This is a genomic window from Streptomyces sp. NPDC006134 (genome assembly GCF_040628835.1).
GTDB lineage: Bacteria > Actinomycetota > Actinomycetes > Streptomycetales > Streptomycetaceae > Streptomyces.
This window is the reverse complement of the sequence record NZ_JBEXTV010000106.1, coordinates 1-11,381: the sequence shown is the minus strand read 5'-3', so window position 1 is coordinate 11,381 and position 11,381 is coordinate 1. Positions and strand designations below refer to the sequence as shown.

The 11,381-nt window shown below is 70.5% G+C and carries 11 protein-coding genes; 3 read left to right on the top strand and 8 right to left on the bottom strand.

Annotated elements, in window-relative coordinates; genetic code table 11:
* Positions 1-71 precede the first annotated feature (71 nt).
* From ABZ340_RS35675 to ABZ340_RS35640, 8 genes are all read right to left on the bottom strand, one after another.
* Entirely contained in the window at positions 72-1,454 is a 1,383-nt protein-coding gene (locus tag ABZ340_RS35675) for a nucleobase:cation symporter-2 family protein (RefSeq protein WP_358786051.1), read from the bottom strand.
* Between the two features lie 281 nt (positions 1,455-1,735).
* Positions 1,736-3,121: an 8-oxoguanine deaminase gene (locus tag ABZ340_RS35670; RefSeq protein ID WP_358786050.1), complete on the bottom strand. Its 1,386-nt coding sequence runs from the start codon at positions 3,119-3,121 to the stop codon at positions 1,736-1,738.
* A 74-nt stretch (positions 3,122-3,195) separates the two neighbouring features.
* Positions 3,196-4,605 (bottom strand): nucleobase:cation symporter-2 family protein, encoded by a 1,410-nt coding sequence (locus ABZ340_RS35665; RefSeq protein WP_358786049.1) that lies wholly within the window; start codon positions 4,603-4,605, stop codon positions 3,196-3,198.
* Positions 4,606-4,669: 64 nt separating this feature from the next.
* A complete protein-coding gene (gene pucL, locus ABZ340_RS35660) occupies positions 4,670-5,593 on the bottom strand; it encodes a factor-independent urate hydroxylase (protein WP_358786048.1) in 924 nt (307 codons plus the stop codon).
* A 4-nt stretch (positions 5,594-5,597) separates the two neighbouring features.
* Positions 5,598-5,987: a hydroxyisourate hydrolase gene (uraH, locus tag ABZ340_RS35655; protein ID WP_358786047.1), complete on the bottom strand. Its 390-nt coding sequence runs from the start codon at positions 5,985-5,987 to the stop codon at positions 5,598-5,600.
* The gene (gene uraD / locus ABZ340_RS35650) at positions 5,984-6,502 is read right to left on the bottom strand and encodes a 2-oxo-4-hydroxy-4-carboxy-5-ureidoimidazoline decarboxylase (protein WP_358786046.1); all 519 of its coding nucleotides are present in this window, start codon (positions 6,500-6,502) and stop codon (positions 5,984-5,986) included. Before uraD ends, uraH begins: the two co-directional genes overlap by 4 nt.
* 259 nt (positions 6,503-6,761) lie before the next feature.
* Entirely contained in the window at positions 6,762-7,130 is a 369-nt protein-coding gene (locus ABZ340_RS35645; RefSeq protein WP_358786045.1) for a helix-turn-helix domain-containing protein, read from the bottom strand.
* Positions 7,127-7,378: a hypothetical protein gene (locus tag ABZ340_RS35640; protein ID WP_358786044.1), complete on the bottom strand. Its 252-nt coding sequence runs from the start codon at positions 7,376-7,378 to the stop codon at positions 7,127-7,129. Before ABZ340_RS35640 ends, ABZ340_RS35645 begins: the two co-directional genes overlap by 4 nt.
* A 135-nt stretch (positions 7,379-7,513) precedes the next feature.
* Here ABZ340_RS35640 and ABZ340_RS35635 point away from each other — a divergent pair, with 135 nt between their 5' ends.
* The 3 genes from ABZ340_RS35635 to ABZ340_RS35625 all read left to right on the top strand — a co-directional run bounded on the left by ABZ340_RS35635 (position 7,514) and on the right by ABZ340_RS35625 (position 10,975).
* Positions 7,514-8,371 (top strand): TIM barrel protein, encoded by an 858-nt coding sequence (locus ABZ340_RS35635; RefSeq protein ID WP_358786043.1) that lies wholly within the window; start codon positions 7,514-7,516, stop codon positions 8,369-8,371.
* A gap of 39 nt (positions 8,372-8,410) precedes the next feature.
* Positions 8,411-9,301 carry a 2-hydroxy-3-oxopropionate reductase gene (locus tag ABZ340_RS35630; RefSeq protein WP_358786042.1) on the top strand — a complete coding sequence of 297 codons (891 nt, stop codon included), beginning with the start codon at positions 8,411-8,413 and terminating at the stop codon, positions 9,299-9,301.
* Positions 9,302-9,511: 210 nt separating this feature from the next.
* Positions 9,512-10,975 (top strand): catalase, encoded by a 1,464-nt coding sequence (locus ABZ340_RS35625; RefSeq protein WP_358786041.1) that lies wholly within the window; start codon positions 9,512-9,514, stop codon positions 10,973-10,975.
* Positions 10,976-11,381 lie beyond the last annotated feature (406 nt).

Below are 11,381 nucleotides of genomic sequence, written 5' to 3'. Positions count from 1 at the left end.
GGGGCACACCCCGGTCCCGCCGCCGGTTCGGTCGCCGGTTCGGCCGTCGGCTCAATGGGTCTCAGTGGGCCTCAGTGGGCCGACGCCGGCCGTACCCCCTTGATCTCCTCCCCGGCCTCCATCGGGTGGGTCACATCCTGCGCGTCCCGGCCCTTGCCGATGTGGTTGAAAACCAGGTTCAGCAGGACGGCGGCCACGCAGCCGGTGGAGATGCCCGAGTCCAGGATGATCTTCGCGGTCTCCGGGAAGGAGTGGTAGAACTCCGGCGCGGTGATCGGGATGATGCCGACGGCCAGGGAGACCGCGACGATCAGGACGTTGTTGTCCTTGTCCAGGCCGGCCCGCACCAGGGTCTGGATGCCGCTGGCCGCGACCGAGCCGAAGAGGACGACGCCCGCGCCGCCGAGCACCGGTCGCGGTACGACGGCGATGAGCGAGGCGGCGATGGGGCACAGGCCCATCAGGATCAGGAAGCCGCCGCCGGCGGCGACGACGAACCGGCTGCGGATGCGGGTCATCGCCACCAGGCCGATGTTCTGCGCGAAGGCGCTGCACATGAAGCCGTTGAACAGGGGGCTGAGCGCGGAGCCGAGGGTGTCGGCACGCAGGCCGGCGGCGATGGTCTTCTCGTCGGCCGGGCGTTCGACGATCTCGCCGAGGGCCAGCATGTCGGCGGTGGACTCGGTCATGGAGACGACCATGACGACGCACATGGAGACGATCGCGGCGATCTGGAACTGGGGCGCGCCGAAGTGGAACGGGGTCGGGAAGCCGACGATGTCCGCGTCGGCGACCGGGCCGAAGTCGGTGACGCCGAAGGGGATCGCGACGAGCGTGCCCGCGACCAGGCCCAGCAGGACGGCGATCTGCTTGACGAAGCCGCGGGTGAAGCGGCGCAGGAGCAGGACGATGACCAGGGTGATGGCCGCGAGGCCCAGGTTGGTCCCCGAGCCGAAGTCGTCCGCCGTGGGGCTGGAGCCCTGGGCCCAGCCGAAGGCGACGGGCAGCAGGGAGACGCCGATCAGGGTGATGACGGTGCCGGTGACCACCGGCGGGAAGAAGCGGATCGCCTTGCTGAAGAAGGGGGCGGCGAGGAAGCCGAGGAGGCCGGCGACGATGACCGCGCCGAAGATGATCGGCAGGGCGTCGGACTTGTCCTCGGTGGCGACGACGATCGCCGTCATGGGGGCGACACCGGCGAAGGTGACGCCGTTGACGAAGGGCAGACGGGCACCGATCTTCCAGATGCCGAGGGTCTGGAGGAGGGTGGCGAGGCCCGCGGTGAACAGGCAGGCACCGGTGAGGAACGTCAGTTCGACGCCGGAGAGGCCCACGGCCGCGCCGACGATCAGGGGTGGGGCGACGACTCCCGCGTACATGGCGGCCACGTGCTGCAGGCCCGTGGTCGCCATCTTCACGGGTGGGAGTTTCTCGTCTACGGGGTGGTCGGCCACGGCGGCTCTCCTCCGGTCGGGTACACGTCTCCGTCGACGTGGGTGTCATGGAGGTGGTGCGGGTGGTCATGGGGGGTTTCCTCCCCCTGCTCGACGAGCGGAGCCGGGCGTGCGGGGAGGGACCGGGACGGGCCGTTCGGGAGAACGGGGAACCGTACCGGGGCGCGCGCGTCCACGCGCGCCCCGGAGACGGCCGCCGTGGACCCCGCTCGGGTCCACGGCTGCCGGCCGGGAGCCGTCCCTCCCGGCCGGGGTTCGAGTGCCGTACCGGAGTACGGTGTTCAGCCGCGCGCGGCGATCCGCGCGAGCCGCTGCGCCTCGTTCCGCGTGGAGCGGGCGACGGCGTCCTCGTCGACGGTGAGCAGCCGGCCGTCCTCGACGATCTGCCGGCCGTTCACGAAGGAGGCGGTGACCGGGGCCGCGGCGCCGAAGACGAGCGCGGTGACCGGGTCGGCGATGGAGGCGTGGGCGAGCGTGTCCATCCTCCACAGCACCAGGTCGGCGAGCTTGCCCGCCTCCAGGGAGCCGATCTGGTCCGCCCGGCCGAGGACCTGCGCGCCGCCGTAGGTGCCCAGGCGCAGCGCCTGGCGGGCGTTGAGGGCGGCCTCGCGGTGGGCGCCGAGGCGGTTGATCAGCAGGGCGTTGCGCAGCTCGGTGTGGAGTTCGCCGGACTCGTTGGAGGCGGTGCCGTCGACGCCGAGGCCGACCGGCACGCCGGCGGCGAGCATGTCGGGGACGCGGGCGATGCCGGCCGCCAGGCGCGCGTTGGAGGAGGGGCAGTGGGCGACGCCGGTCTTCGTGCGGGCGAAGGCGGCGATGTCGGAGTCGTTCATGTGGACGCAGTGCGCCATCCACACGTCCTCGCCGAGCCAGCCGGTGGACTCGAAGTAGTCGGTCGGGCCCATGCCGAACAGCTCGTGGCAGAACTTCTCCTCCTCCACGGTCTCCGAGCCGTGGGTGTGCAGGCGCACGCCGAGCCGGCGGGCGAGTTCGGCGCCCTGCCGGAGCAGTTCGGTGGAGACGGAGAAGGGCGAGCAGGGCGCGACGGCGACCTGGGTCATCGCGTCGAAGGAGGCGTCGTGGTGCTCCTCGACGGTGGCCTCGGTGCCGGCGAGCGCGCCCTCCAGGCTCTCCACGGCGAAGTCCGGCGGCAGGCCGCCGTCCTTCTCGCTGCGGTCCATGGAGCCGCGGGCCAGGGTGAAGCGGACGCCCATCTCCCGGGCGGCGCGGATGATCGCGCCGGCCAGGTCGCCGGAGCCCTGCGGGTAGACGTAGTGGTGGTCCATGGCGGTGGTGACGCCGCCGCGGGCCATCATGGCGAGCGATCCCTGGGCCGCCGCGTACACCATCGGTTCGTCGATGCGGGCCCACGTCGGGTACAGCGCCACCAGCCAGTCGAACAGGTTGTGGTCGGTGGCCAGGCCCCGCGTGATCCACTGGTAGAAGTGGTGGTGGGTGTTGACGAGGCCGGGGGTGGCCAGGTGGCCGGTCGCGTCGATCCGGCGCACCACGTTCTCCAGGCCCTCCGGTGCCCGGCCCGCGCCGACGGACTCGATCCTGTTGCCGGCGAGGACCAGATGCCCCGAGGCGTACTCCGTGTCGCCCGCGTCCACGGTCGCGATCGCGCAGTTCTCGATCACGACCCGCTGGGCTGCCGATGGTGCCATGCTGCTTCCTTTGTATCTCAGTGGCGGCCCGTGGGCGGGCGGGTTCCCGCCCACGGGGAGGGCACGGCAGGACCCTAGGAGGATTTGAGTGCCGGAGCCGTGCGGCTCCGGGTGCCGAGATGGTGGAAGAACAGGTTGAGTGCGACGGCGACGATCGCACCGGCGCTGATGCCGGAGCCGAGCACGGTCTGCGCCCAGGCCGGGAACTCGGCGTAGAAGGTCGGCGCGGCCAGCGGGATGATGCCGGCGCCGAGCGCCACGGCCACCAGGATGATGTTGGAGCTGTCGTCCAGCCCGGCCTCGGCCAGGGTGCGGATGCCGCTGACGGCGATCGAGCCGAACAGCACGATGCCCGCGCCGCCGAGGACCGGCATGGGGACCAGGGAGACGACCGCGCCGAGGACCGGGAAGGCGCCGAGGACCAGCAGGGTGGCGCCGGCGACGGCGACGACGTAGCGGCTGCGCACCCGGGTCAGCGAGACGACGCCGACGTTCTGCGCGAAGGCGGAGGTGGGGAAGCCGCCGAAGACGGGGCCGATCAGGGTGGCGAGGCCGTCGGTGCGCAGGCCGCGGGTGATGGTCTTGGCGTCCGCGCGGCGGTCGCAGATCTCGCCCAGGGCGAGCATGCCGGCGGACGACTCGGTCATCAGGACCAGCATCACGATGCACAGCGACAGGATGGCCGCGGGCTGGAAGACGGGCGCGCCGAAGGCGAAGGGCGCGGGCAGCGCCGCGACCGGGGCGGAGGAGATCGCGCTGAAGTCGGCCATGCCGAACGGGATGGCGGCCAGGGTGCCGACGAGCAGGCCGAACAGCAGGGCGACCTGCTTGAGGAAGCCCTTGCCGAAGCGCTGCATCAGCAGGATGACGACGAGGGTGAACCCGGCGAGCGCGAGGTTCGACATGGCGCCGAAGTCGGGGGCGCTCTTGTCGCCGCCCTGGGCCCAGCCGACGGGCACCGGCATCAGCGTGACGCCGATGAGCGTGATCACCACGCCGGTGACCAGGGGCGGGAAGAAGCGGAGCAGTCGCCCGAAGAAGGGGCCGATGGCCAGGCAGAAGGCTCCGGCCACCATCACCGCGCCGTAGATGGCGGGGAGCTGGTCGCCCTTGCCGTTGGTCTCGGCGATGGCGAGGATCGGGGCGATGCCCGCGGAGGAGGCGGCGTTGACGAAGGGCAGCCGGTTGCCGGCGAAGCTCTTGACGCCGATGGTCTGGATCAGGGTCGCGATGCCCGCGATGAGCAGGCTCGCGGCGATCAGCCGGGTGCGGGCCGCGAGGTCGAGGCCGCAGGCCTGGCCGATGATGAGCGGAGGAGTGACAACGCCTGCGTACATCGCGGCGATGTGCTGGAGCGCGGCGGGGACGAGCCGCGAGGGGTGGAGCTTCTCGTCCACCGGGTGCACGGACGTGACGGCGTCCTCGATGTGCTCCGGCGGGGTGGAACAGGGGGCTTTTGCCGGCCCCTTTGCAGGCTGTGCCATGGTGTTCCCTCCGGTGTGGCGCGCCCCCGGACCTGGTGCCAGGGCCGGGGGCGCGCGTCCCGCGTCAGAGGTTGGTCATGTCGACCGGGATACGGGCCTCACAGCCGTCCCGCAGGATGGTGGCCTCGATCAGGCCGTAGGGACGGTCGGCGGCGAAGTAGACCTCGTTGTCGTTCTTCAGTCCGAACGGCTCCAGGTCCACCAGGAAGTGGTGCTTGTTCGGCAGGGAGAAACGGACCTCGTCGATCTCACTGCGGTTGTTGATGATGCGCGAGCCCATCTGGTACAGCGTCTGCTGCAGCGAGAGCGAGTACGTCTCGGCGAAGGCCTGGAGCATGTGCTTCCTGGTCTGCTCGTAGGACTTCTCCCAGTTGGGCATCTTCTGCTCGTCGTCGGTCCAGTTGAACCGCCAGCGGCCGGAGACCTGGGTGGCCAGGATGCGGTCGTACGCCTCCTGGAGCGTCGTGTACTTGTCCTTGACGTAACCCCAGAACTCGGAGTTGGTCGAGTTCATCACGATCAGGTCCTTCAGACCCGAGATCACCTCCCACTTCTCACCGTCGAAGGTGATCTGGGTGAGGCGGGTCTCCTGGCCCTTGCGGACGAAGGAGTGCTTGACCTCGTCGGCGCCGATGAACTTGCTGTTGGCGTCGGAGGTCTCGATCCGCTCCCAGGCGTACTCCTCGATGCGGATGCGCGCCCGGTGGATCGGCTCCTGCGAGGTGACGAAGTGACGGGCCAGGTGGATGCCGAACTGCTCGGCGGACTCGATGCCGTACTCCTTGGCGAACGCGTACACCGTGTTCTTGGTGGTGTCGGTCGGCAGGACGTTGGCGTTGGAGCCGGAGTAGTGGACCTCGTCCATGTCGCCGGACAGGGCGACGGAGACGTTCAGGTCCTTGATGTGATGGGTGGCGCCGTCCCGCGTGATCTTGACGACTCGGTTCTCGGCCTTGCCGTACTGGTTCTGTCCCAGGATCGTGGGCATTTAGCTAGCTCCCTCGGTAAACGGAGTAGCCGAACGGGTTGAGCAGCAGCGGTACGTGGTAGTGCTCGCCGGGCTTGACGGCGAAGGTGATCGCTACCTCTGGGAAGAACGTGCCGCTGTCCCGAGTCGCGGGGGCGTCCTGCTGCGCATCGGCTTGCTTCTTCTCGAAATACGCCTCGACGGCGAAGTCGAGACGTACGTGGGTCGTGCCTTCCGGCAGGGCCGGGAGGTCCTTGCACCGCCCGTCCGCGTCGGTCGCGGAGCCGCCGAGGTCCTGCCAGTCCGCGTCGCGGCCGGCGCGGGCCGCGAGACGGACGGCGACGCCCTCGGCGGGGCGGCCGACGCTGGTGTCCAGGATGTGCGTGGACACGGAGGCGGTGGTGCTGGTGCTCATACTCGGGCGTCCTCTTCGACGAGTCGGGAGAGCCGGATGCGGTTGATCTTGCCCAGTTCGGTGCGGACGATCTCCCGCTCCTGTTCGGGCGAGTTGCCGATCCGTTCCTTGACCGCGTCCCGCATCTGCTCGCCGGTCCGGCCGGTGGCGCAGATGAGGAACACATGGCCGAACTTCTCCTGGTAGGCCAGGTTCAGTTCGAGCATCTCCGACTTGAGCGCGTCGGAGGCGCCGGCCATGCCGCTCTGCTCCCGGGCCGACGTGGGGTCGCCGGGCTTGGGGCGGCCGATCGGCGGGTGGCCGGCCATCGCCTCCCGGAGGTCCTCGGCCGTCAGCTCGGCCATGGCGGCGTCGCTGGCGGCGAAGAGGTCCTCGGTGGTGGCGTAGGGGCGGCCGGCGAGCAGTCGCCGGGCCCACGCCGTGGAGGAGCACGCCTCGTGGAGCGCGGCGAGGGCCGTGTCCTGATCGAGAGCGTTGAATCGGGCCAGGCCCGGCGGCGTGGAAGTGGACGTCACGGGAGCCTCCGTGGCCTTGTGCTGAACGGGCGTGCCGATAGCTAACGCCCTCGGAAACACGACGTCAACAGTTTGTTGAAAATTCGGGGTAACAAATACGAGAGGCCATCGCGGTGTGCATCGGCCCCTGGTCGGGGCGGTGTTGGGGGTCGCGCCGCGGGGCCGCGAGAAGGCCGAAAGCCGCCGTTCCGGGGCCGGAACGGCGGCTTTCGGCGAGGACCGGGACGCGCCGGTCGACTCGGGCGGAGGGGGACCCCGGTCAGGTGCCCTTCTCGCGGTTGAGGTAGTTGTAGACGGTGAAGCGGCTGACGCCCAGCGCGCTCGCCACGGTCTCCACGCCGTGCCGCACCGAGAAGGCGCCGCGCGCCTCCAGGGTGCGGACGACCTCCTGCTTGGCCCTGCGGTCCAGTTCGGCCAGCGGTCTGCCCTGTCTGCGCTCCATGGCGGCCAGGATGTGGTCCAGGGAGTCGGCGAGCTGCGGCAGGCGCACGGCGACGACGTCGCTCCCCTCCCAGGAGAGCACCACGTCGTCCTGGCCGGCCTCGTCGGGCGGGAGCATCTCGCCGCCGATCGCGTCGACCAGCGGCTTGACGGCCGCGATGAACGGCTCCTCCGCGGGACCGGTCACCGCTCGTCCTCCCCGACCACGTTGACCTGGAGCGAGATCCGGGTGGCGCCCGCCTCCAGGGTCTTGCGCAGCAGCGCGTCCACGGCGGTGAGCACCGCGTCGGCGCGCCCCTCGGCGGTGTTGCCGAACGGACCCACGTCCACCGCCTCCAGCTCGGCGGCCTCGACGACCTCGCGGGCCACCACCGCGTGCGGTGGTGCCTCGTCCAGATCGAAGGGTTCGGTCGTGAACTCCACTCTCAATCGCACCCGCCCAACCTAACGCGCGGTGACCGTTTCCGCGGGCCCCTCTTGACAAGCCGCGACATCCGACGGCAATCTTCCATTACGCAGAAACGAACTTCCGTATTACGGAAACTCGACAACGGAAGGGAGCGCGGCCCGATGCCAGGTTTCGAGTGGAGCACCGCCGCAGACCAGCGCTTCAACGTCAACCTGTCGATCCTCTTCACGGAACTCCCGCTCCTGGAGCGCCCCGCGGCCGCCGCCGCGGCCGGCTTCACCGCGGTCGAGCTGTGGTGGCCCTGGATCGACGCGCCCGTCCCCGAGCGGTCCGAGCTCGACGCCCTGAAGAAGGCGATCGAGGACGCGGGCGTCCAGCTCACGGGCCTGAACTTCTACGCCGGGCAGCTCCCGGGCCCGGACCGCGGCGCCCTGTCGATCCCGGGCGAGGAGTCGGACAGGTTCCGCGCCAACATCGACGTGGCCGCCGATTTCGCCGCCTCGCTGGGCTGCAAGGCGCTCAACGCGCTGTACGGCAACCGCGTCGAGGGCGTGGACCCGGCCGAGCAGGACGCGCTCGCGCTGGAGAACCTGGTCCTCGCGGCCCGCGCGGCCGACCGGATCGGCGCGATCCTGCTGATCGAGGCCCTGAACAAGCCCGAGTCGCCGCTGTACCCGCTGGTGTCGGCGCCGGCCGCGGTCGGGATCGTCGACAAGGTCAACGAGGCGACCGGCCTGGGCAACGCGCGGTTCCTGATGGACCTCTACCACCTGTCCATGAACGGCGAGGACCTGCCGCAGGTCATCGAGCGGTACACCGCGAAGACCGGTCACGTGCAGATCGCCGACAACCCGGGCCGCGGGGCGCCGGGCACGGGCTCGCTCCCGCTGGAGGAGCTCCTGGGCCGGCTGGCGAAGGCCGGTTACGACGGGTGGGTCGGCCTGGAGTACAAGCCGGGCGACCGCCCGAGCGCGGAGGCCTTCGACTGGCTGCCCCGCGAGGCCCGCGCGGCCCGCTGAACACCTCGGACGTCAAGAGCACTTAGAGAGGCACCCATCATGAGCACGCTCCCCAAGATCGCCTGGATCGGCCTCGGCATCATGGGCTCCCCCATGTCCGAGAACCTGATCAAGGCGGGCTACCAGGTCACCGGTTACACCCTGGAGCAGGAGAAGCTGGACCGCCTGGCCGCCGCCGGCGGCACCGCGGCCGGCTCGATCGCCGAGGCGGTGCGCGAGGCCGACGTCGTCATCACGATGGTGCCCGCGTCCCCGCAGGTCGAGGCGATCGCCTACGGCCCGGACGGCATCCTGGAGAACGCGAAGTCCGGCGCGCTGCTGATCGACATGTCCTCGATCACCCCGCAGACCTCGGTCGACCTGGCGAAGAACGCCAAGGAGAAGGGCATCCGGGTGCTGGACGCCCCGGTGTCCGGCGGTGAGGCCGGCGCGATCGAGGCCGTGCTGTCCATCATGGTCGGCGGTGAGCAGGCCGACTTCGACGAGGCCAAGCCGATCTTCGAGGCGCTGGGCAAGACCATTGTGCTGTGCGGCCCGCACGGCTCCGGCCAGACGGTGAAGGCCGCCAACCAGCTCATCGTCGCGGTCAACATCCAGGCGTGCGCCGAGGCCGTGGTCTTCCTGGAGAAGTCCGGTGTGGACCTCGCCGCCGCGCTGGACGTCCTCAACGGCGGCCTGGCCGGCTCCACCGTGCTGACGCGGAAGAAGGACAACTTCCTCAACCGCGACTTCAAGCCGGGCTTCCGCATCGACCTGCACCACAAGGACATGGGCATCGTCACCGACGCCGCCCGCACCGTGGGTGCCGCCCTGCCGGTCGGCGCCGTGGTCGCCCAGCTCGTCGCCTCCCTGCGCGCCCAGGGCGACGGCGGCCTGGACCACTCGGCGCTGCTGCGGGCCGTGGAGCGCCTCTCCGGCGCCCAGGTCTGACGGCACCCCGCCCCCAGATCTCCGGGTGGCGCCGCCGCTGACACCTGTCCTGTCGCGCCCAGGCGGCGGCGCCACCCGGAACCGGCTCGGCACCGGTCCGGAACCGGACCGGAAGCAAATTCAACAAACTGTTGACGTACTGAACGCCCAAACTTACGCTCCACGAAGCGGAAACAGGTTTCCGCTGACCCCTCGCACGGAAGGTCCACGATGTCGCAGCGCGTGCTCACGACAGAGTCCGGCGCCCCGGTCGCCGACAACCAGAACTCCGCCACCGCCGGCGTCGGCGGCCCGCTCCTGCTCCAGGACCAGCACCTGCTGGAGAAGCTCGCGCGCTTCAACCGCGAGCGCATCCCGGAGCGCGTGGTGCACGCCCGTGGCTCCGGCGCCTACGGCCACTTCGAGGTGACCGACGACGTCACCGACTACACCCACGCCGACTTCCTGAACACGGTCGGCAAGCGTACCGAGGTCTTCGTGCGCTTCTCGACGGTGGCCGACAACCTCGGCGGCGCCGACGCCGTGCGCGACCCGCGCGGCTTCGCGGTGAAGTTCTACACCCAGGAAGGCAACTACGACCTGGTCGGGAACAACACCCCGGTCTTCTTCATCAAGGACCCGATCAAGTTCCCCGACTTCATCCACTCGCAGAAGCGCGACCCGTTCACCGGCAAGCAGGAGCCGGACAACGTCTGGGACTTCTGGGCCCACTCCCCCGAGGCCACCCACCAGGTGACGTGGCTGATGGGCGACCGCGGCATCCCGGCGTCGTACCGCCACATGAACGGCTACGGTTCGCACACCTACCAGTGGACGAACAGCAAGGGCGAGGCCTTCTTCGTCAAGTACCACTTCAAGACGAACCAGGGCATCCGCTGCCTGTCCACCGAGCAGGCCCAGGAGATCGCGGGCAAGGACCCCAACTCCCACCAGACGGACCTGCTCCAGGCCATCGAACGCGGTGTGCACCCGTCCTGGACCCTCTACGTCCAGCTCATGCCGGCGGACGAGGCGGCCGACTACCGCTTCAACCCGTTCGACCTGACCAAGGTGTGGCCGCACAAGGACTACCCGCTCAAGCGCGTGGGCCGCCTGGTGCTGGACCGCAACCCGGACAACATCTTCGCCGAGGTCGAGCAGGCCGCGTTCTCCCCGAACAACTTCGTTCCGGGCATCGGCCCCTCCCCCGACAAGATGCTCCAGGGCCGCCTGTTCGCCTACGCGGACGCGCACCGCTACCGCCTGGGCGTCAACCACACCCAGCTCGCGGTCAACGCCCCCAAGGCCGTGCCCGGCGGCGCGAACAACTACGGCCGCGACGGCTTCATGGCGTCCAACTCCCAGGGCCGGTACGCCAAGAACTACGAGCCGAACTCCTACGACGGCCCGGTCGAGACCGGCCGCCCGCTGTCGGCGCCGCTCGCCGTCTCCGGTCACACCGGTACCCACGCGGCCCCGCAGCACACCAAGGACGACGACTTCTTCCAGGCCGGCGAGCTGTACCGCCTGATGTCGGAGGAGGAGAAGCAGCGTCTGGTCGCCAACATCGCCGGCGGCCTGTCGCAGGTCTCCCGCGACGACGTGATCGAGAAGAACCTGGCCCACTTCCACGCCGCCGACCCCGAGTACGGCAAGCGCGTGGAGGAGGCGGTCCGCGCCCTGCGCGAGGACTGACACCGGCTCGCGTACGGACCTCGGCGGGGAGGCCGAGCCCGTACGCGTGGCCCGCGGCACCGGCGGCCCGGATGAGGGGTGGCCGACCGGTGCACCGCGGGCAGGACGAGGACCGCGGCGGCCTGCGAGCCAGTGCGGTGGTGAAGGGCCCGGCGTCTCCTCCTTCGACCTGAGGGGAGGAGACCCGGTTCCCGTCGCAGCCGCCGCGGTCCCCGCCACCCGCCCCCGCCCAGGGGCCCACAGACTCCGTCCGGCGGCGCGAATGTCCTGTCGCGCCCAGTCTCGCGCCGTCGGACGGCCAGCACGTGAACACAACCCTCACCGGGCCAGGAGCGCCGGATGCGGACGGTCCCGCAACCCGCGCGCCCGTGTGGGTGGGCGGGGGGGCGGGGGGCGCGCGCCGGCC

Coding starts and splice junctions, on each gene's coding strand:
- ABZ340_RS35665 (WP_358786049.1), bottom strand. CDS start 4,605: ATGGCACAGCCTGCAAAGGGGCCGGCAAAAGCCCCCTGTTCCACCCCG.
- ABZ340_RS35670 (WP_358786050.1), bottom strand. CDS start 3,121: ATGGCACCATCGGCAGCCCAGCGGGTCGTGATCGAGAACTGCGCGATC.
- ABZ340_RS35630 (WP_358786042.1), top strand. CDS start 8,411: ATGAGCACGCTCCCCAAGATCGCCTGGATCGGCCTCGGCATCATGGGC.
- uraH (WP_358786047.1), bottom strand. CDS start 5,987: ATGAGCACCAGCACCACCGCCTCCGTGTCCACGCACATCCTGGACACC.
- ABZ340_RS35635 (WP_358786043.1), top strand. CDS start 7,514: ATGCCAGGTTTCGAGTGGAGCACCGCCGCAGACCAGCGCTTCAACGTC.
- ABZ340_RS35625 (WP_358786041.1), top strand. CDS start 9,512: ATGTCGCAGCGCGTGCTCACGACAGAGTCCGGCGCCCCGGTCGCCGAC.
- pucL (WP_358786048.1), bottom strand. CDS start 5,593: ATGCCCACGATCCTGGGACAGAACCAGTACGGCAAGGCCGAGAACCGA.